We start from the raw sequence: 22843 nt of genomic DNA on the forward strand, positions 1-22843 counted from the left end.
TGGCCATTCGGCCCTCGCGACTCGGCGCTCGTATCGAGACTGGCGCTGCTGAATCAACTTCTGAAACCCCTCCTGATGCGGCACCGGGAAGGTTAACGCGTGTGAGCCGCTACAGCTGAGCAACGTCGACTTCGACGAAACAAGACTCCGGGCGACAGCTCGATTTGTGCCGAGGAGATAGACCATGCCGCAAATACTCGTGATCCGGCTCCACCCGGACACACCCATCGGTGGCACGCGTTTCAGCGATTTTCTGACCGGCCTGAAAATCTCGGCCTTCGATCTGAGCGTCGGCGATCCCAAAGTGGGCCAGCATATCGGTGATGCCGCATTCGTGGCACCGGCCGCGCCACCGATCCCCGATCCAGGCACGACCATCGTCCAGCATTACACGCCGCCGATTCCACCGCTGCCTCTCACGATTTACGCCGAATCCGAAGCAACGGCGGTGATCCCGATCACGCCGCCCGCCGGATACAAGGAATACGTGACGCCCGACGTCCGGCTCGAAATCAGCCGCGGTGGCACGAAGATCGCGAGCAGGCTCGTCTACTATGACGTCAACGTCGTGACCGTCGGCGCGTTGCCTGCGCCGGCAACGTATCCTGCCATCCCGGCCAGCGAGGTCGGGATCTATCTGTCCCTCCCTCGCCCGCTGTCGCCCGGTCTCGCCCAAATCGATTTGAGCCAGGGGCAGGCACCCGATTTCGAATCGCTCAAGACCGCCGTGCAAACGGTGTTGGCTGCGGATCAGGGGCCAGTGCCCGCAATCACCGACATCACGCCCGCCCAGGCGACGCATATCGCCAATGAAATCATCTGGGGCCCGCAAGATCCGCTACCGGCGGCACCTGCAAGTGGTACGACCGGATTCGACGATCTAGGCGCGTTATATACAAATCCTCCGAACGACGGCACGATCGGCAACCAGCTCGAACAGAACCGGCAGCAGTTCGAAGGCAACTTGAACAGCTATTACGCAACGCATAACGCCAACGTCGATCGGCTGGCTCGCTACACGTTTGCACTCGGTTGCGCGATGGCCTGTGAAAAGATGAGCATCGACGCCGAAATGGCGCTGATGGTCTTTCCGGTCAACCCCGGTGTACCGAGTCCAACCACATCGATCAGCAGAGCCGATGTCGTGCTGGTCCAAAGCGGCGGCGGTACCCTGACGCCCGCATTCAAAGTGCCAGCCGAGTATTTCTATGCGCTCGGCGTCATGCTGCCCATGCAGATGTCGGCGAAGCAGCGATATCAACTCGCATGCCGCGACAACGAGGAACGTACGCTGCCTGCGCTGACGTCGGCAGTCGATGCCGGCACGATCAGCGATTCGCTTGCCGTCAATCCGGCACAGGCGGCTCGGCGGATTGCGGCACTCGTGCCCGGCGTGCAATACGACGCGACCGCGCCGCACTGTGAAGTCGATGCCACGCTCACGCCGCTCATCAATGATTGGCTTGCGTATCCGTCTGCAGCAAACTGGCGCGACTATCACCCTGGCGACGATACCGTCGGGTTCTGGACACCGGAAATCGCCGCGCAGCCGAATGCCTATCTCTCGCTCGACCTCGCGGCGGTGACGAACGACCACCAGCCGTTGATCGCCGCGATTCATGCCATTCCGGTGACGAGCGTGAGCCAACTGTCGCTGATGTCGGTCACGGATTGGAATAATCTGTTTGGCGTGCCGCCCAACATCGTGCTGCTGCCGCCCTTCACTGCGCCGGGAACGGCTAAAGCGCGCGTGGCGGCATTCATTCGCCACGTCCAAAAATTCTTCGCGGTCGGTTTCGGGATCGCGACAATGCCGTCCGCCGCCGCGCCCGCCGCACCGGTGCTCGATTTGCCCACGGTCGACGTCATCGCCGTCTGGGTCAGCGCTTATCAGGCGCTGGTGGGCGGCACCTTTTCCTTCGGCGCGGGCGCGCTCGTGGATGCGAACGTGACCGCTGCCGCGCAAACGACGTTGCCCGGCGACCCATCGGCGCAGGCGTGGCTCGTTCAGCGCGTCACGGTGTTGAACGCTTTGTGTCAACTGGCCGGCGTTGCATCGAATGTGATGCCGCCCGTGCCGAGTGTGGCGTTTTCCATCGCCGAAGCGTTGTATGCGCGCGGCTTCACCAGCGCGATGGACATCAACCGGCTGGACCAAACGGATTTTGCCGATGCGATGCGCGGGACCGTCGCGTTCGATCAGGCCAATGCAATCTGGAGCGCGGCAGGCGGTGTCAATCCTCCCGCGCCGCCGCCACCCGGCCCATTCCAGCCCGTGAACCCCGGCGGACTGGAGAACTGCGTGCCGCCGTGCTACCTGTCGCCCACGGGCACGGTCGAGTATTTGCATGAACTGCTGCGGCTTTCGGAGAATTCGACCTGCGCGACGCCCGCTGCGCCGCCCGATCAAGGCAGGCCGACGCTCGAAGAGGCAATTGCCGCTCGCCGCAGTGACCCAGGCTTGCTGGACGTGAGCGCGGCAAACGCAATGACGCCGCTGCCGCTCGTCGACATCGTCATCGAGCAACTCGAAAACCTTGTTGCGCCACCTGCTTCCGGGAGCGTTTACAACACGGCCGAACATCACCTGAACGATCATAAGCTGTGCTCCGCCGACGAGTGTGCCGACGTGATCGAGAATACGGACAAATGCCACCCGCAAGCCAGCTTGTTTCGCGCGTTGCCCGAGTTCAATTCGCCGGCTACGCCGGTTGCAAACCAAGCGGCATATGACGCGCTGAAAACCGATTTTTCGTCACCTGCGCTGCCGTACACGCAGCCTCTCGATGTCAACCGCGCGTACCTCGATGCGCTTTCATCGTGCCGTTTTGCGGCGATGCGCGGCTTCAGAAAGGAGATCACCGAATTCGCGCTCGACCCGACAGTCGTTGCGCCGACGTTTCAAAGCCATTTATGGCGATACCCGGTAAATATCGATATCGGCATCGAGTATCTCGGCATCAATCCCGAAGAGTATGAGCTTCTGTTCACCCAAGACATTGCGCTCGTACCGGCGCCAGGCCAACTGGTGCTATACGAGCTGTACGGCTTCCCCGTAGCGAACCCCGGGGGGGTTAATTGGGTCGACATCGTACTGCGGTTGCCTGAATTTCTGAAGCGCACTGGCCTCACTTATTGCGAACTCGTCGAGCTGCAAAAGTCGAACTGCTTCCGGTTCGCCGTTGTGCAGCAGCAAGGGCCGCGCAATACCAACGCGTCTGCCGGCACGGATGCGACGGGCGCGGGCGATACGTCAGGATTGCTACCCGATTGCGAGCCTTGCTGCCCCGAGCATTACCGGATCGCTTTCCAGAACCCGAATAATCCTCTCGATGCGTTGAGGTTTCTCGCGGTATACCTGCGACTGTGGCGCAAGCTTGGGGCCGTATGCGGAGCGCGCTACACGTTCACTCAGCTTTGCGATATCTGCGAGGTGCTTCAGCTTTTCATCGGCGGCAGCATCAACCCTGATTTCATCCGTCAACTGGTATCGTTCCAGATTCTGCGCGACCAGTTCGGCTTGCGTCTGACCGATGGCACGGCAACGAAAGGTGCACATGGCGCGGACAGGACGCATCTGCTCGCGCTATGGAAGGCGCCCTCCCCGGCAGCGAAGTGGAATTGGGCCATGCGCCAGCTTGTCGATCGAGTCATGCGCTATGCCCAGACACGCATCGATCATTGCCCGAAACGGCCGCCCCATTTCATCAAGCTGCTGGTCGAAAACCTCGATCCGCTGTCGGAACTGGCCGGATTCTCGACGACCGCCGCGAAGGACACTTGGCATGCCGCCCCGACCCATACATTGCGGTTTGCCGAAGTTCTCGCGAAAATCACCGCCTCGCGTTTCGGCATCGGCGAACTGCTGTACTTGTTTTCGGTAGAGCCGCATCTTGACGGCGACGATCCGTTCCCGCTGCAGGATGCCAACGAATCGCTCGACTATCCTTTCGATCTGCCCGAGGAAGAGCCACGACAGAACCACGAGCGTAACGAAGAGCGTGCGCAGGGTCACAGTCTGGATGCGCTGCGCAAGAAGCTGCTGGCAGTCGCCGTCGACGAAAGCGAGATTCACGACTGGACGTGGCACCGGATCGAAAGCGCGTTGAAGATGGAGTTCGGTTATGTCGTGCCGCCGGGCGGCGCCGATTACTTGACGTCGCTCGGCAAGCACTTCTTTCCCCGCACGCTCGAGCACGCCGGTGTTACCGTTGGGGCGACGAATCGGCAATACCGCACACCGTTGACGACGACGTCGCCCGATATGTGGAATACGCCGGCGGAAGGTCCATTCAGATTCGACGCGGCGACCAACGAGCTCTATACGCAGCTTCCGCTGACCGATCACGCCGTGATCGAAAAACTCGTGCACGTCCGTGACCTGACGCCGGACGAGCAACACGCGGTGCAGAACCTGTATGCGATGCCGCGCGTCGACCTCGCGCCGTTTGCCATGTTGTTCCCCGACTTCGCGGCGGCGGAAAAACATTTGATTGCCGAGCATGACGAAGAAAGACGCTGGCACTGGTTTCGCGAGCGGTTTGCGCTGATGGTCAAGCGCTGCCATGTGATTGCCGCGCATTTGGTCGGCCATGTTGGTGCTGTCGCGAGCGCTTCGCCATGCGGCTGCACTGACGCGCCGTCGCCGCACGAAACGCAAACGGCATGGCTGATTCTGCGGCACCTCTTCGGCGACGAGAACCGCGGTTTGACTTCGTGGGAAAACGATTCGGGCGCAATACCCGACGTCATGTGGAAGCCGTTGCCGTCTGGCGGGGCGTTTGCGGCGCTGCTGGGACTCGTCGGCACAGGATTGATGGGCGAGTTTCACACCAAAGGCGGTGAGCTCGTCTGGCGCGAGCTCCGTGCGAACATACGGGCGTTCGATACGGGGAAGAACGAAAAGAACACGCCATTGCCTACGATTCTGCCGGCTCTCGATTTGAACCTTTCTCCCGAGCAACTGAAGCTCTTCGGCGTGCGTAACGGTTTCGCGATTCAGAACCGCCGCGGCACCGAGCTTGGCGGTGCTGCCGGCTTTCATATCAAGTGGCATGGCGTTCTGATGGTCGACGAGGAAGGCCGCTACCAGTTCGACGCTGACGTACCGCGCGGGAACGCGGGCAAGGAGAACGGCGAAGACGAGCGTGAATGCATTCCGGAACGCCACTGGCGAGTCACCTTGAGCCGCGGGCAGAAGACGTGGGCGGTACTGTCACATCATTGGAACGACGAACCCGGCGACAGCAATTCGTCACTGCATTTGAAGTCGGGCGCATACAACATCGAAGTCGAATTTTTCCAGAACGAACCGCAGTTTTCTGGCGAAGACGATGTGCATCCGTTGCATACCGGGTTCGAAGTCAAGTATTCGGGCGCCGATACGCATGGGCAGCTCGTGGTGCTGCCGCTCGACAAGCTGTTTTGCGCGAGCAAGGACGAGCAGCTCATCGGCAAAATGAGCTTTCCGAAAGGCAGCAGCGTTGCCGAGTACTTGTACCTGAGATACACGAGCACGCTGCGCGACATACGCCGTACTTACCAACGCGCGTTCAAGGCGCTGCTGTTCGCGCATCGTTTCGCGCTCACGGGCCATCCAACGAAGCCGTTCGGGCAGTCCGAGCTAGGCTATATGTTCGCGCATGCGGACTTGTTCGCAGGCGTCAGCTATTACCGCAATCCGGGTTTTGTCAGGCATGCCGCCAATTTCGACATGAACCTGCTGCCGCTCCTCGACTACTATCATCCACCGGCGGCGAGCCAGGATCAACGCACCCTTCCGAGCAGCCAGCGCAAGCAGGCGCTGTTCGATTGGTGGGAGCGGATGTTTGATTACTCGCGAATGTGTTGGACCACGGACGAACGGGCAGACGAGAGCGGAAAGAAGACGTGGGCGCGTGCAAGACCCGTCTGGCTGTTGTTCGAAGAAGCGGCTGAGAAACAGCCCGACAACCCCGCTCAACTGCTGCGCCATCTCGACGTCGACCTGGATCACGCACCCTGCGTGCTGTCGTATTTCTCGACGCAGACGACACCCGTCTACACGATCGTCAGCAACGACCTGAAGGACGATCGATGGGCTGTCAGGGTCTGGCATGCCAACCACTGGATCGACGAACTTGTCGAACGTTGCCCGCCGAATGACATTCGTCTCGCGCGGCCGGACTTATGGGCATCGGACGACCCTGGCGCTCTGGTGCCTGGCGAAGCGCAAACGGGCAATGTCAATTTGGTGCGTCTTTTCGAAAATGCGATGATCGAGCCCGACGAGCCCGATCTGCGCCGCTACGACGATCTGCGAAAGATCAACGATTGCCTGCGCGAGCATGCACGAGCGCATTTGCTCGCGTATTTGTGCGGAATGAATCGGGTGCCGCTGCCGTGGGGTGGTCACGCGAAGTCACCTGAAGCGTTGAGCGCCCTACTCCTCATTGACGTCGAAGCCGGCTTCTGCGAAAGGGCCAGCCGTATCGAAGAAGGTATCACGGCGGTGCAGACGTTCGTGCAGCGCGCACGGCTGGGGTTGGAGGACTGGGCGATCGGACCGTCGTTCGTGAGCCTGTGGAAGGACATTTTTGCCAGCTATAAGGTCTGGGAGCGTTGCCGCTGCCGGACGCTCTACCGAGAGAATTGGATCGCGTGGGACGAGCTGAGAAAAGCGCGCAGAATCGAAGCGTTCCAGTTTCTCGAAGATCAATTGCGCCGCTCGACGCTGACGTTGGCCGCGCCCGGCGGCCTCGAATACTGGGCGGCGTCGCTGCCGCCATCGCATCCGGCGGTCGAGCTGCTGCAACAGTGCACGCCTTCCGCACTGCGCTTGCTGACGCCGCCGAGGGAAGGGCTCGGCGTGCTGGGGACACCCGAGCGTGATGCCCGGCCCTCGTGGCTCGCGCCTGACTCTGGTGCGCCTCAAGGGACACCCCAAGGCCCGAACAATCCACCATCGCCCACCATCGCTCGCGTCGCAGACACAAGTGCCGCAGGCGTTGTCGTCGCGACGTCGGCCTCGAGCGCATCGCCGGCAGCCGCGTCCGACAAGCTGCCGTTCTGGATCGAGGCGGCCATCCGTCTTGGCGTGCGCTTCATCCGCGTTGCCGCAGGTGGCGTGCCGCCCGCCGCGGCGGCGTTCGTTCCGAGCGACTTTCATTCCGAACCAGGTTGCTGCACCGAATGTGGGTGCGTGCATCCGCCACTCGTCGACGAATACTATTTCTGGCTCGTGCCGGCGCAGACATTCGAGGAGCCGTTCCAAGACGAGTATTACGACCCATCGGAACAAATCTCCCATTACTGGCACGACCCGCAGCAGATCCCGACGCTTCTCGACTGGAAACCGGAATCGGCCGTGCGGCTTGCGTGGTGCCGAGTGCATAACGGCGAATTCAAGCAGCCGCGTCATTCCAGTGAACTGGTCAAGCTGTCTACCGGCGCGACGCCTGACCTGACCTATGTCGGGAGGCTGGACGACTCGCTGACTTTCGCTGTAACCGGAGGCATTGCGCCCACGCCCCTCGGCTACAACGGCACGGACGCCCCGGGCTTCCGCTATGACATGGCCGTGGATAAGTGCGTGGCGCTGCCGCTCGTGCAGGATCCGACGCCCGTCGCGAGTCCCTACCCCGCGGGATTGCCCGCCTATCCCTATTTTGTTTTCGTCGAGCCCGGCGAGCGGCTTTTCATCGAATCGATGTTCAGCCCGTCGATTGCAATTGCCGATGTGCTGCGCTGCCGTTGTCATTTCGAACCGGCACTGAAGTGGTACGAGTTCGTGCGTAATCCGCTGCAATCCGACAATATGTGGGTGCATTGCGGCACGGACAGCCGGCTGGGCGACGGCACCCTCGGAACGGTAGACGTGGCCGAGCGATCGGCCGACGTTGCGGTGGCGGAGCAGCCGCCGGCGACGCATTTGCCCTCGACCGACAGCGTGGATGTGCCCGGCCATGGACGTGCGCCACTCGACATGTGCTGCGACAGCACGAAGATCTCGGCACAGACGGCGCGCGATCGTGCGATCGTGCTCGCTTATGCGGAAACGCTCGTCGAATGGGCGCGCGCGCTGCTGCGGAAGAATTTGCGTGAGTCGGCGCAAGAGGCCAGGCTGATTCTCGACACCGCTTCGGCCATTCTCGGCCCCTGTCCACCGACCGTGCGCAATCCGTCAAGGCCAAACAAGGGGACCGTGGCGACGTTCGTGCCATTGAACCCGCCGCTCAATCCGCGGCTGATGCAGTTGTATTGCCATGTGCGGGACGGTCTTTCGCTCGTGCATCGTTGCCTGAGCGACAAGCGGCTGCACAACCCGGATGTGGCGGGCATGTGCGGTTCGCCGTACGGGGGACAGGATCCATGCTGCTGCGATCCGGCTCCCCACCGGCCGTGCGACGAACCCGTTTGTTGCGAGGACGGCGCCTGGTGTCACCCGCTCACGCAGTATCGCTTCGTCGTGTTGATGCAGAAAGCGCGAGAATGCGTGGGTCGTCTGCGCGAAATGGGCACGGCACTCCTGGGCGCATTCGAACGCGGCGACGGCGAGTATTTAGCGCAGATGCACGCGCGGCACGAGACAGAGCTGGCCGATATGACGGTCGATATCCGGCAGCAGCAATGGCGCGAGGCGGACTGGCAGGTGCAGGCGCTGCGCAAGGGCAAGGAAGTGCAGGAGACGAACCGCCGGTACACCAAGCGACTGATCGATGTCGGCTTGATCAATGGGGAGCTCGACTATCAGGACAATATGAACAACGAGATCGGGCTGCGCAGCACGGCAACCGAAATCGAGGCCGTGGCGGAGGCAATGGAGCTGATTCCAGACCTTTTCGTCGGCTTCCCATGCGAAGAAACCTGGCTTCCGCTCGGCACCAAGCTCGCCGGCATGTTCAAGACGATCGCTCGCATTACATACGAGATCGGCGAGATCGCCGGCCTCAATGCGCAGCTCGATCTGACGCAAGCAGGCTGGCAGCGCAGGCTTGACGAGTGGGTGCATCAGGTCGAGGTCCTCGATCTGGAAATCGAACAGATGGAAATCCAGATCCTCGCCGCGGAGAGAAAGGCCCACGAAACCTTGCTCGAATTGAATCTACACCAGCAGTCGCTCGAGCAATCGCGCGAAAGACTGAACCTCTTGCGCGACAAATTTACGAGTCACGAGCTATGGCTATACCTGCAGAAGGAAGGCATGGCCATGTACTGGCAAATGTATGAGCTGGCGCAGCATGTCGTGCGGCAGGCACAGCGGGCGTTCAATTTCGAGCTCGGTTTTACCGACCGCAATTACCTACCGTGCGAAAGCTGGAACGGCCTGCACGAAGGCTTGCTCGCGGGAGACAAACTGCAACTCGCGCTCGACCGGATGGAAAAGGAATATCTGCAATGCCATCAGCGCGAGTACGAGCTCACCAAGCACGTGTCGCTCGCGTTGCATTTTCCATTGCAGCTCTTGCAACTCAGACTGACCGGCTCCTGCGAAATCGAAATACCCGAGTGGATGTTCGACATGGACTATCCGGGGCAGTATATGCGGCGCCTCAAAAGTGTCAGCGTGACGATACCGTGTGTAACCGGACCCTATACGGGCGTGCATTGCAAGCTGACGCTCCTGCATAGCTGGACGCGTATCGACCCGTGTCTACCCTGCCCCGTGACGCATTGCTGTAATGACAAGCCGAAGGGCGCCTGCGGTTGCCGTCATCCGTTGCACGAGCATTACGAGGCGGGATGCTGCGATCCACGTGGCGCGAAGCTGTATGGTGCGCGCGAGGCGATTGCGACGTCGAGTGGCCGCAACGATGCGGGGTTGTTCGAATTGAATTTCCATGACGATCGGCATTTGCCATTCGAATATGCCGGCGCCGTCAGCTGCTGGCGCATCGAACTGCCGCAAGAAAGCAACTACTTCGATCTCGATACGGTAGCCGACACGATACTGCACCTGAACTATACGTCACGCGAGGGCGGCACGGCATTGCGCGATGCGGCTCGCGCGGCCATGCGGGAGAGGCTGCCCGGCAATGGATGGATCTATCTGGACGTGCATCGCGACTTTCCCGATGTGTGGGAGCAGTTGCGTCGCTCGCGCAGCGCGATGCAGGACGGCGTGCGGAGGAGCAGAGTTGCCGAGGAGCATCCGGGAGGCGTCATGACGCTGCCTATCTCGAGGAGGCTGTTTCCGTATCTGCCAGGCGATCCGTCGATCAAAGTCACCAAGGTCGCCTTGCTCTTCGACAGCAGTCATTGCTGCGAGCAGGAATGTCCGTGCATCAACGAGTGCCCCTGCGCGCATGAGGTGAAGCGCGGCAGCCACCTCGTCGAAGTGACCGTCGACCACCCAGACAGCGAATGTTCGCCGGACGAGCTCGAAATCGAATGCAAGAGCAGCGTCGATTGGCCGGGGCTGTACCACGGCAGCGGGGAGATTCGTATCGCTCCGCTGGACAACCGCAATCCGGGCCATACGATGACGTTAAACTTTGCCGATCGAATTTGCGGGCTGGAGCGGGTTTTCGTGCTGTGCCGTTACGAAGTCATCGAACGTTGTTGCGAGACCGTGCGGCCGAGTTCGTCTTTCGACGTTCATGAGGGAGGCTGCCATGACTGCGCGTAAGCCGACTGTGAAAATCCGAGAGGGGAAGGTAGAGCACCCCGCCCACGACGCCGCCGAAACGGACCGCCAGAAGAAAGGGAAGTACCAATTTGTCACGGGCGCGACGTTGGTGGCGCTTGAGGACCGGGTCAATCAGTTGATTGACGAACATCCAGATTTGACGCTGAAGCAAGTATTGTTTGCGCAGGGAACCGGGTTCGTGGCCGTGCTCGAGCGGCCGGCGTGAGACTCGCGTCATACCGCTCCTGTACGCCGCAATCGGTCGAAACAACCGAGCGTCCGATCGGCCTGTGAGCTGTCGCCTTACCCATTCGCGTTGTATCGCGCGTACCGATGAAGTTTTCGATCGGCTGTGGCCAGCCCGATTGGACAAAGATTCATGACTTAATTTCACATAATTATCATGAACAATCAAATGGGGTCGGTGTCGCAATTAGCTTCGCGGCAGCCGCGCATGCCGGTTTCCGGCTGCGTCGAGATAATTTGCCGTTGGGTGCAACCGCTTTCCGCGGCCGGAATTTGTGCAGCAGCCCGTTGCACAATTACCGTGGTCGCGCGGCAAGCTTGACGACACCCCGCAGCTGCCTTGGTGTGCGGGAAAGCCGCTCGAGCCTGGCTTTGGACGCGCGATCGGCGGCTCGCGCAGTTGGCGGAACAATTCGGGGTTCTCTACTTATCGCCTGATCTGCATTGAGCGAAGTCAGTGCCTATTCCAACTCACGTTCCGTAGCAGCGTTAGAATAGCGCCCCTTCTCATGGGAGACAAAAATGTCCTGGTTCGTTTATGAAGTGCCCGAATATCACGAAGACGCTGCGCGCATCGAGCCCTTTAGCGACCTGCGTAGCCGCGTGCTGAAAGTCGGTGACCCGGCCATGGCCGACGAACTGGAAAGCGTTCGCGAGAACGCCGCGGCGGCAGCGGACACGCCCGAGCGTCCCCTGCGCACTCCGGAAAATCCGCATGTCTTTCCGATTCCTTACGCCGAGTCGATGATTCTGGTCGGATTCATCTTCGATCTGAAACGCGAATTCCGGCAACTGGTCGTGTCACCCGTGGAAATGCCCTGGCTGAAAGACGCGTAAAAGGTGGTCGGAACGTAAGGTAGCCACCCTCACCTGCACGAGGCGGACGCCGGTCGACTGCACTGCTCAACTGCTCAACGCGATAACGCAATCTGCCGATCTGAGCTTGGTATCGCAGTCACACCATTGTGACAAGAAAGATTACATCCTGCCGATGATCGCTTTTTCGTTGCAAGAGCAAAGTTGAAATTATGCCGTAGTCCTATGGTTTGAGCGCATGCTGGCGGCGACTTGGGCCGCCTGAGCGCACCATGGGCCATCCTGGAACGATCATCATGAGCATGCGGGAGCTGGATCGTCCGAAGGTCGTGGAAGCTGCAATCGGCGTAGCGAGCAGATCGCACGTCGTGTTGCGCATGCAGATTGGCGAGTCCGACCTCGTGCACTGACGGGCGCACAGTGCGAGCCGGAACGGCGTCAGGTGCGGTCATCGGACGTTCCGCGATAGTCCAGTTCGCCATATGCGTGGTTCGGTTCGAACATCACGCCAACCTCATCGCTTCCGCGGCGAATAGCAATCAAATATCATATTATGATACATAAGGATCGCTGACTGAAAGACCCGGACGCCGTGGAAGCCATTCGCAGCTCGCGCTTGCCGGAACCTGTCGCGGGGCGTAAGGTTGATTTCTCTATCGCCCTTTTCCGGGAGATATCAAAATGGCTGCCATGCAATCCGCGGCCACGCCCCTCTCCGACGAGGAAGCCCGGCGCCAGTTGCACCGCGCCGTCATCGCCAGCACGATTGGCACCACGATCGAATGGTATGACTTCTTCCTCTACAGCACGGTCACCGGCCTGGTCTTCGCAAAGCTGTATTTCCCGCAATCCCACCCACTCGTCGGCACGCTGCAAGCGTTCCTGATCTATGCCGTCGGCTTTGTCGCACGGCCGGTCGGCGCGGCGATCTTCGGCCATTACGGCGACCGCATCGGACGCAAGGCCACACTGATCGTGACCCTGTTGCTGATGGGGCTCGCCACGTTCGCCGTGGCCTTCGTTCCGACCTACGCCGCGATCGGCATCTGGGGCGCCGTTATCCTCACGGTACTGCGCTTCATCCAGGGCGTCGGCGTGGGTGGCGAATGGGGCGGCTCGGTCCTGATGTCGATGGAGTGGGCGCGCACCAATACGCATCGCGGTTTCGTCGCGTCGTGGCCGCAGTTCGGCGTGCCTGCGGGATTGTTCCTCGCCAACCTTGCCGTGCTCGCCATGAGCTGGTTTTCCGGCAGCGCTTTCCTCGCGTGGGGCTGGCGCGTGCCGTTTTTCCTCAGCATCGTGCTGGTTGCGATCGGACTCTATATCCGCCTGAATATTCTCGAGACGCCGATCTTCGCGAAGCTGCTGGCCGAGCGTCGGATCGAGAAGACGCCGATGCTCGAGGTGCTGCGCAAGCAGCCGAAGGATATCGTGCTGTCGGCGTTTGCGCGGATGGCCGAACAGGCGCCGTTCTATATCTATACGGCGTTCGTGTTCACTTACGGGATCACGGCGCTGGGCGTCACGCGCGAACTGCTACTGGCGGCGGTGCTGTTCGCATCGGTGGTCGAGTTCTTCACCATTCCGCTATTCGGGCACGTGTCGGATCTGATCGGGCGGCGGAAGATGTACATGATCGGTGCGGCTGCCGCCGGCGTGTTCGGATTCGTGTACTTCGCGATGGTCGATAGCCGGAATCCGGTATGGATCTTCGCGGCCATCGTGTTGTCGCTGGTCCCGCATTCGATGATGTATGGACCGCAGGCTGCATTGATTGCCGAGTCATTCACAGGGCGGTTGCGGTATAGCGGCGCGTCGATGGGTTATCAGCTCGCTTCGGTCATTGCCGGTGGCCCGGCGCCGCTGATCGCAACGGCACTCTTCGCCTACTACCACTCGGGGTATGCGATCGCGGCGTACGTGCTGGTGTGTGCGGTGCTGAGCGTGGTCGCCGCATCGAAGCTCGGGGACTATACGAACAAGGATATTTCGCGGGAATACGACGACGCTCGGGGTTTGGGGGATCATGGGCACGCGCCGCCGGTGACTTGACGAATTCGCCAGCTCAGGCAGGCGATGACGACCGCAGCCGCGATCCCATAACGTCCCGGGCGCAAGACGGACGTTGCTTGCGGGAGCATCGGGGCTCCTTTGGCGGACCATCATGCGTGGCCGTCTACGGCCCGCGCTAGCGGGTCAGCGAATCGACGCTCAATACGATCCGGGCCGCGCACGGCACCGGCTCCGAGATACGGTCGATGGCCGCGGGCGGCGAAATTGCCGCGGCCATCGGGCCGCCGATGTCGATTCCAGTTGTGTGCGGGAGAACGGTTGAAAACCAGACAGCCGCTTGTGACAGGACAACGATCAGGCCGACGTGTGATCGCTGCAAGTCTGGAGCCGGGCGTCGAAGGGTTACCACGCCCGGCTTGCCTCAGCGCTCAAGAAAGGGCCTGAGCTTGTCCGCACGGCTGGGATGCATCAGCTTGCGCATCGCCTTGCTCTCGATCTGACGGATCCGCTCGCGAGTCACGTCGAACTGCTTGCCGACCTCTTCAAGCGTGTGATCGGAGTTGGTGTCGAGCCCGAATCGCATCCGCAAAACCTTGGCCTCGCGCGGCGACAACCCGTTGAGTGCCTCGTCGATCGCCGCGCGCATGTTCGCGTGAATCGCCGCCTCAGCCGGTGAACTCGCCGAGACATCCTCGATCATGTCGCCGAGCGTTGCATCGGCATCGTCACCCACCGGAGTTTCGAGCGAGACAGGTTGCTTGGCGATCTTGAGGATACCGAGCACCTTCTCCTCGGACATCTCCATGCGCTTTGCCAGCACTGCGGGATGCGCTTCCTGCCCTGTCTGTTGCAAGATTTCGCGCGATATCCGGTTCAGCTTGTTGATCGTCTCGATCATGTGGACCGGCACGCGAATGGTCCGCGCTTGGTCGGCGAGCGCACGCGTGACAGCCTGCCGGACCCACCAGGTCGCGTAGGTCGAGAACTTCCAGCCGCGCCGGTATTCGAACTTGTCCACGGCCTTCATCAGGCCGATATTGCCCTCCTGGATCAAATCCAGGAACTGCATGCCGCGGTTCACGTATTTCTTGGCGATTGAAATGACAAGACGAAGGTTCGCCTCGATCATCTCGCGCTTGGCCTGCCGCATCTTCAGTTCCGCGGCACTCATCTTGCGGTTGATCTGCTTGAGCTGCTGGAGCGGCAACGAGACTCGCGATTCGATGTCGACGAGTTTCTGCTGCGCCGCCTGAATCGCCGGCTGATGTCGCTCGAGCGCCGCGCCAAACTGCTGCGAGGTCGCCGCCGTGCGGTTCGTCCATTCAAGATCGGTCTCGTGGCCCGGGAACGATTCGACAAACGCGTCGCGCGGCATGCCGCAACGGTCGACAGCAATCGACAGGATGCTGCGCTCGATCGCGCGAACCTCAGTCACTTGCCCATGCACGATGGCGCACAGGCGGTCGATGGTCTTGGCCGTAAAGCGGATCGGCGCGAGTTCACGCTGGATCGCCGTGCGCACTTGCACAGCCGCTGCGGAACGGGCATCGCCAGTGACAGACACATCCGGCAACTGTTCGAACAGTGCACGCACTCGCGCGAAAATCACGAGACTGTCGTTCGTGAGTTCTTCGAGGCGTGCCGCGTTCACCTTCTCCGAATCCCCGGCGTCCGTTTCGACGTCGTCTTCGTCCGAATCATCGTCGGCGGCGAGTGCTTCCACCTCCTCTTCCTGGGACTCCGGCGTCATTTCGCTTTCATCGGCGTCGACACTGATGCCATCGACCAGTTCGTCGATGCGCAGTTCGCCGGCAACGATGCGGTCGACATCGGCAAGAATCGTGGACACGATCGACGGACACGCGGCAATCGCTTGAATCATGTCCTGCAGACCATCTTCGATCCGTTTCGCGACCTCGATTTCACCGGCGCGGGTCAGCAGTTCGCTGGCCCCCATCTCACGCATGTACATCCGAACCGGATCCGTGGTGCGGCCGAATTCGGAATCGACGGTCGATAACGCAGCTTCCGCCTCCTCGTCCGCCTGATCGTCGGATGCCACGGCCGGCGCAGCGTCGGTGAGCAGCAGCGCTTCGGCATCCGGCGCTTGTTCGTACACGGCAACGCCCATGTCGCTGAACGTGCTGACGATGGTGTCCATCGCCGCCGTTTGGGCAAAGTTGTCGGGCAGGTGATCGTTGATGTCCGCGTGGGTGAGATAGCCGCGCTCGCGACCGAGCGCGATCAACGCGCGCATCTGGTGCTGGCGCTCCTCATTCTGGCGTGCCAGGGACGCGGTGTCCGTCGGTGTCAGGGCCTGGGCCTGGGCCTTTCCCTTCGACACACGGCGGCCGGCTTTTGCCGTAGCTGTGATTTCAGGGGATGTGGAATCGTTCCGATCAGGAATTGCCAATACATGCTCCTCGACAGATGAGCCGACGATCGTCGCGAGCATGACGCCAGAATGGGTTGCCTGCCGGGATGCGAACGGAATCGTGTACGCACAGGTAGTCGAGGCCGGGACGCCTCGCGCGAAATCCGTATGCGCAGCTTGTGGGGGCGTGAATGATACCGGAATATCTTGTGCAGCACAACACGGGGTTCCTTGGATTTCCATAGACTTTACCGGTGTAGCCCGCGCTAGCTGCGACATGGGGGGTAGCAGTCGGCTCCATAACAATGCACATATAAATCAAGAGTTTGCTGATTGCCTCGCAGGAGGTGTATCGCGGAGAGCGGCAAGCACGCCATTTGTCCGCGGATGGCGGGCAGCATGGGCCCGACCCTGCCTCGTAGTACCGCCCGTCATGCCGCCCACCCCGGGGGTCGCATTGCGCTTGAGCGCAAAGAACGACTCCCGAAGGGCGTAATCGTCCGAATCGTGCAAAAAATAGCGCTTTGGCCGAGAAGACTCTTATCTATCAATGAGTTGCACGATTCCCGTTGTGCGTCGAACGATGTACCGTTGCGGAGCCTTTCGGGTGTGGCGCTGGGGGCTGTCACCGCCAGCGTTCGCACGATTCGGACGATTACCCCATGAAACTCGCGAGAAGATGGCGCTCGACGTGCCCGACGTGCATTTCCTGCGCGCGCCGTCGGCATGCTACGTGATCGACCGGCTCGACCGCGACGTCGCGTCGACGCCGGCCGGGCGCGTGCATACGATCGACGCGATGCAGCTGCTCAACTACGACCGCGGCTTCAAGTACCAGCGGGCGAACGCGCAGGAGCTCGCCCGCGCGATCGAGCGCACCAGTACGCGCGCGCTGGCGCGCTTGTCGGTGTTCCGCTGGACCGTGTTCAACGTGGTGGTCGGCAACGCCGACGCGCACCTGAAGAACCTGTCGTTCTTCGTCGACGCGCGCGGCTACCGGCTCGCGCCGTTCTACGACATCGTCAGCACGGTTGTGTATCACACGCCAACGCACCGGCCCGACCATCGCGGCGATCACTGGCCGCACTGCGAACTGACGATGCCGCTCGGCACCGCGACGCGGTTTGTCGATATCGATGTGGCTGCGCTGGTCGCGTTCGGCCAGGCGCTCGGACTCAGGGAAAAGGCGGCCGCGAGCAAGCTGCAGCGCTTTCTCGAGCTGCTCGATCGCCACGTCGCGCAGACGCTCGATGAAGTGAGGACAATCGCGCCCCCGGACGCCGGGGAGATGCGGCGGCTGAATTCGATCGCGGCAATGCCGGTCAGCGCGCGCCTCGAGAAGGATGCGGGCGAGGTACGGCGCATTCCACGGTGCATCAGTGCGGGGGATTTTCCGATGATGCAATAATGTTTGATTTATTTTGTTTTAGATTCGCAATACTGTGTTGCGATTCACTCTGATATACACGGAATCCCAATGAATTGAAATTTTTCTGCTCTAGCTGTTTCCGACGAGACCGTCGCCGAACATCGCGAAACGCATCGGCACGTGGCATTTCAGGGGACGACAGCCCACATTCCGTGCCCTTCGGCACGTGCGGTAGCGTAACGCGCTTGTCGTCGCTCCGATACCCTCCGGCCGAATCCTGGTCGAGCGCACCTGAGAGAACGATGCCGAACGGTCAGTGCCGTCATCCCGAGATCCCCCACCCGTGGCACACCCGAACCGAATGCCCCGATCTCCCGGACCCTCTCCAGTCGACGCTCGACAGTGAGGCGAGCATTCTTGTAGATGTTCGCCCGCACATCGTATTCAATATCATCCACAGTTAATTACACGCCCCGAATCGCCATTATGCGAACTTTATAACTCAATCTCCCCAGCATCACGATCTCCGCATCCTCACCCGGCACCGACATGAAAAATACAATATGCATTATTACTATGCAGTCCATAGTGCATTCCATGCATTGATGCCTTGCTTTATATCTGACATTCTCGAAGCCTGTCGACGGCGCATGGGATGTAATTGAAATGAATGGATTTCGCTTTAAAAATGAAAAAGGCCGCGCATGCAATACAGTCGACCCGGATCTTGCGGCTCCTGGCGGTTCGAAAACGGGAGCTTCGGTTGTTTCATCAGACAAAAACCGCCCCACTAGCCCGGACGGGCTTGAGATCATCAGCCTGATTGATGCTCTTCAGACGCCCGCATGCTATTTCGACGGGAACGGGGAAGTCGTGAGCATCAACGACGCATGGCTTGCGTACGCGGATCACCCGGTCGGAACCATGCATCGAGTCCAATGGGTAGAGTTGATCCACGCAGAGCACCGATACACTGCTCTATCGACACTTCGGGCGGCACACCCGGACTCGGACCATACAGCGCTGGAGTGTCGACTGGTGGGTTCCCGCGGCATCAACCAATGGTTCATCGTCAATCTTCATCGTGTTGGCGCCGGGTGGCTTTGCACGTGTACGAACATCCATGACCTGAAGGTCAAGGAAGGCGAACTGAAGAATCGCGCATCGATACAATCAGACATGCTTAATGTCAGCATAGATTGCATCAAACTGATTTCGCCAACAGGAAATTTGCTGCATATGAATCGCTCCGGATGCCTGGCATTAGGCGTCGATGAAGACTCTGGATTCGGTATGCCGTGGCTGCCGTTGTTACCCGAAGACGTCTGGCACGAGGGAAATATCGCGCTGGATTCCGCCAGGAGCGGCGTATTCGGCAGATTTTCCGGGCGAAGCGAGCTCCCGGGACGCGACATTCAATATTGGGACAATATGCTGACGCCAATATTGGACGCCGACGGAAAGACAACCGCCATTCTATGTGTTTCGAGAGACGTCACGCGCGAGCGCCTCGCGCTCGATCTACTTCGGCGTAACGAGGAGAGGCTCGCCATCGCGACTCGTGTCGGAGGACTGGGAATCTGGGACTACGACATCGCGTCGGACACACTGCAATGCGACGAGAACTGGTATCGAATCATGGGGCGTGCTCCGGACAATCCGATTACCTCGATTGACCAGTTTCGCCCCTTTATTCACCAGGACGACGTCGACAAGGTCGTTCAAGTCACACAGACCGCGAAAGAGTTCATTTCATCCGGCAAAGACTATCGGTTCGAGTATCGCATCGTTCAGCCCAATGGTGAAATCCGGTGGATTCAGTCCACGGTCTATCCGCAGAATGAAAAGGGAATCACCAAACGAACCATCGGGTTCGTGCTCGACGTAACGGAGATTCGTGTGGCGGAGCGTCGCCGAGAGGCATGGCTGCACTTCGTTTCCCACGACATGCGTTCGCCTCAATCGTCGATTCTTGCGTTGATCGAGCTTCATCGAACCGCCGAACCACACACCGCCACACGGAACCTGCTCGATCGTATTGCCACGTATGCGCACCGAACGCTGGCGTTGGCCGACGACTTCGTTCTGCTGGCACGCGCCGAGGCGCCGACCTGGTCCCTGGTGGAAACGGATGTCGGCAGCGTGGTGCTCGATGCGATAGACGAATTGTGGGCACTGGCCCAGACGCGAAGCGTCCGGCTCGACGCGGACATCGGGGACGAGGTCTGCGTCGCGCATGTGGAACCCTTCCTGCTGGTACGTGCGGTTGTCAATCTCGTCAACAATGCGATCAAATTCAGTCCGACGAACGCCACGGTAACCGTACGTCTGTCCTGCGTTGAACACGGCTATGCCATCTCGGTTTCCGACCACGGCCCCGGCATTTCTGCCGACGCTCAGCAACGCCTGTTCGAACCATTTCAACGCTTTCAGGCCGGGCCTTCTCGTTGCCCGCCGGGCGCGGGCCTCGGGCTGGCTTTTGTGAAGACGATTGCCAAGCGATATGGCGGCAGCATCGAGTTGCACACTCACCCGGGTAAAGGCTGTACATTCATTTTGACGTTGCCAAAAACGTCGCTCACGTGATGCTAGTGGTCGCTTCGTTACGCGCGCGGTATTCGGTCGGCGTTGTCGACAGGTATTTCCGGAACAGCCTCGCCAGTTGCGCGCCACTGTCGATGCCACAGCGACGCGCGACCTTGTCGACAGGCAAACTCGACTCCACCAGCATCTTGCAACTCATGTTCAGGCGCGCGCGCTGCAGATAGTCGGATGGCGTCATGCCGATCTCGCTCTTGAACCTTCTCAGGAAATTGCGCTCGCTCATGGCTGCGACTTGTGCCGCGTCGTCGATCAAGACAGGCCTGTCGACGTTCGCCTCCAGCCAACGCGCGGATGCCGTGATCTGCTCGCTCACGTGTGGCGCCATGCTCACCGCAATGGGCAAACCGAACGGTGTAGGCGCCGGTGCCGCCAGAGATCCGGACACATGCCTCGGGAGGACTTCACCCAAGTCGTTTTCGACAACTCGCAACGCCATGCGCACGGCGTCAGGCTCGTCGCTCGGCGACCCGGTAGCGTATATGTTTGGAGATTCGTTGGCCGCACGAAATCTGCTCGAAAGACCCGCCGCATCCAGAAGATGCTTTCCTTCAGCGATCGGATAAACGCCTTCGCAATACGGATGGTTGAGGCGCAGCCAATCGATCAGCCGCTTGTCCCGACAAGCCAGATGTGCGGCTGCTCCGCCGGCGATGAACACGATGTGCTTGCCGTCCACGCGCCGCCGCGAATCGATCCTTTCCGTCCAGACGAAGACCAATGAAGAGGTGGCAATGCGGCCGCCAGCGGCGGAGACCAACGCTACCTCGTAGCGCGCCTCGCCGGAAGGACAAGATGCAGTCAGCGCACTTGCCTGATGAAAAATCTCGATGATCGCCGCGACATCGTGCAGCGCAAATCCATTGGATAGCACAATGTCAACTCGCGTCGGTGCCCGCGCAGCGGGCTTCCGCGAGCAGGGCAGTATGGCGTGCTCTAATTTCACGGTTATTCCCAAGGATGTCGTTGACCGGCAGAGGCCCGCGCCGGGTTCTGCAACTCGGACCCGTTGACGCAAGCTATCCGGGCGACCCTCGGCAACGATCAAGTGGCAGAATGGAGCAGCCCGTGGCCGCCTGAAACGGGCAAACACCCATGTACGGACGGCCCCGAGAATTCTAGGAGGGACGGTCGGGGCGGCTTGACACTCCGTCTCAAAAATGCGGAACATCACGCGTGTTCGAAAATTTGTGCATAAAGACGTCCCGATCGATGTATGGCTTACTTCGGCATAAATGCATCGATCATCGGCACGGATACGCACGCTGAATTGAAATCTTGAAAGTCGTGCCGTTCCAGGCGGAATGGGCGGTCAGCCAGACACAGTGCGATCCGCACTTTCAGCCGAGCAGGGCCTCGTCGAATTGTCGGCAAAACGAGCGATTCGGCCCGGCATGGCGCATGAGGTGGAACCGCAATTCGCAAACGATTGCTGTCACGAGTCGACCTGTTCGAGAGCGCGTGGAGTGTCCAGGTACTGAAACGATCGAGTTGGCTGAAGCCGTCCTCGGTGCGCTACGGCAAAGTACGTACTGTATGCTTGACATGCCACACTAGCGCGTTCTGAGCGGGCCATTGGCTCAATACAAAGTTCGGCCGCGCGGGACGGATCAAAACCGGATGAAAATCAGCAATGAGCGCTGCATTGAACGACGACCCGCTACACACTGCGATACCGCTAGGCCGCTTGTTGTTGCCGCCGGAGCCGCCGACCCTCGCGCCTGGCATCGCGCACAGCAATTTCAGCGTTCAAGGCGACGCCCGTCGAAGCTTCCTGGCCTGGCAGGAGCGCATGAGTCCTGTCTACGACATTTGGCCTTCGTCAAAGCAAGCTGAGGAGACGTTCGATGCATCGCTGTCCCGTTACACAATCGACAATCTGAGCATCTTCGACTTTCGCACGGGGCCGAACCTGGCCGTGCGATCATTGGGTCGGGTTTCGACCGAGAGCGTTCGCGACATCACGTTCAGCATATTCCTTGAAGGGCCATCGGCCGAGTTCCTGGGCGGCAAACCACGGTCCGACGTGCCGCAATTTCCAAGTATCCTCGCGCTGGACATGGATCAGCCGTGCACAATCCGGAGTTTTCAAGGTCGGATACTTCTCCTATTTGTGCCGCGCGCTTTGGTGGAAAGGTCATTCCCTGATGCAGCCTCCCTGCATGGCCGCTGGATTCACGCCATCACCCCTCTCACGCGCATACTGATCGAGCATGTGGTGGCGCTCAGGAGAGAAATCGTCGGCCTGAGCAAGAAGGAGGCGCATCAGTCCTTTCTCACCGCTGTAGAGCTGATCGTTGCAGCTTTCAGCCGTCAAGCGGGCCTTGCCGGTAACGCTCGCGCAGCGGTACGCGCTGCTATTTGTGGGCAAGTACGGCGGCATGTAGAGACAAATCTGCATGATCCGAATTTATCGCCTGACAGCGTGCTGGCGTCGCTCCATCTCTCACGCGCCAGCGTATATCGCATATTTGAGCATGAAGGTGGCCTGGCCGCCTATATCCGCAACCGCAGGCTGAGAATGGCGGCCGATGAGCTGGTGCGCTTTCCGCATATGGAGGTGCAGGACGTAGCCTCGGGGTTGGGTTTCAATGATGCGTCGAGCTTTACGCGCGCATTTCGTCGCGCTTTCGACATCGCGCCACGAGAATTGCACGAGTACGCACCGTTGCTCCAGCGCGGAAGTACAAAACGGGAGCGCTTCACATAGGGGCAGTGGTGAACCGGTTGGATCGCGGGCTGCGATCGGGGCCTCGACATCATGGGGCCGTGTCATACACATGTGTTCCGGCACACTCATGAACACGCCTCAAGGTGG

8 protein-coding genes and 1 pseudogene are annotated in these 22843 nt (G+C 60.3%); 7 read left to right on the forward strand and 2 right to left on the reverse strand.

All coding sequences use genetic code 11. The features are described 5' to 3' along the window. Window positions 1–184 precede the first annotated feature (184 nt). The 4 genes from AC1Z3W_RS17745 to AC1Z3W_RS17760 all read left to right on the forward strand — a co-directional run bounded on the left by AC1Z3W_RS17745 (window position 185) and on the right by AC1Z3W_RS17760 (window position 13720). A complete protein-coding gene (locus AC1Z3W_RS17745) occupies window positions 185–10606 on the forward strand; it encodes a Tc toxin subunit A-related protein (RefSeq protein ID WP_483508125.1) in 10422 nt (3473 codons plus the stop codon). Then, on the forward strand, window positions 10593–10832 hold the full coding sequence (locus tag AC1Z3W_RS17750; protein ID WP_124835554.1) for a hypothetical protein: 240 nt from the start codon (window positions 10593–10595) through the stop codon (window positions 10830–10832). Before AC1Z3W_RS17745 ends, AC1Z3W_RS17750 begins: the two co-directional genes overlap by 14 nt. 542 nt (window positions 10833–11374) lie before the next feature. Further along, window positions 11375–11689, forward strand: a complete 315-nt coding sequence (locus AC1Z3W_RS17755) for a hypothetical protein (RefSeq protein WP_057926895.1) — start codon at window positions 11375–11377, stop codon at window positions 11687–11689. 660 nt (window positions 11690–12349) lie between these two features. Further along, complete coding sequence (locus AC1Z3W_RS17760; protein WP_483508126.1) at window positions 12350–13720, forward strand: MFS transporter; 1371 nt, start codon at window positions 12350–12352, stop codon at window positions 13718–13720. 382 nt (window positions 13721–14102) lie between these two features. Here AC1Z3W_RS17760 and rpoD read toward each other — a convergent pair whose 3' ends face one another. Continuing rightward, complete coding sequence (gene rpoD, locus AC1Z3W_RS17765) at window positions 14103–16136, reverse strand: RNA polymerase sigma factor RpoD (protein ID WP_242431850.1); 2034 nt, start codon at window positions 16134–16136, stop codon at window positions 14103–14105. Window positions 16137–16731: 595 nt separating this feature from the next. On the opposite strand from rpoD, the pseudogene AC1Z3W_RS17770 reads away from it, so the two are divergent. Both AC1Z3W_RS17770 and AC1Z3W_RS17775 read left to right on the forward strand, forming a co-directional pair. Further along, window positions 16732–17463 (forward strand): annotated as a pseudogene (locus AC1Z3W_RS17770) (HipA domain-containing protein); the annotation flags it as partial. A 627-nt stretch (window positions 17464–18090) separates the two neighbouring features. Beyond that, a complete protein-coding gene (locus tag AC1Z3W_RS17775; RefSeq protein ID WP_483508127.1) occupies window positions 18091–20010 on the forward strand; it encodes a sensor histidine kinase in 1920 nt (639 codons plus the stop codon). Here the strand turns inward: AC1Z3W_RS17775 and AC1Z3W_RS17780 are convergent. Beyond that, on the reverse strand, window positions 20003–20899 hold the full coding sequence (locus AC1Z3W_RS17780; RefSeq protein ID WP_311771998.1) for a GlxA family transcriptional regulator: 897 nt from the start codon (window positions 20897–20899) through the stop codon (window positions 20003–20005). The two genes, AC1Z3W_RS17775 and AC1Z3W_RS17780, sit on opposite strands and share 8 nt — an antisense overlap. 759 nt (window positions 20900–21658) lie before the next feature. On the opposite strand from AC1Z3W_RS17780, the gene AC1Z3W_RS17785 reads away from it, so the two are divergent. Next, window positions 21659–22735, forward strand: coding sequence for a helix-turn-helix domain-containing protein (locus AC1Z3W_RS17785; protein WP_483508128.1), 1077 nt, complete (start codon window positions 21659–21661; stop codon window positions 22733–22735). The last annotated feature ends 108 nt before the right edge of the window (window positions 22736–22843 follow it).

Source organism: Burkholderia sp. 10_S31 (assembly GCF_056930375.1).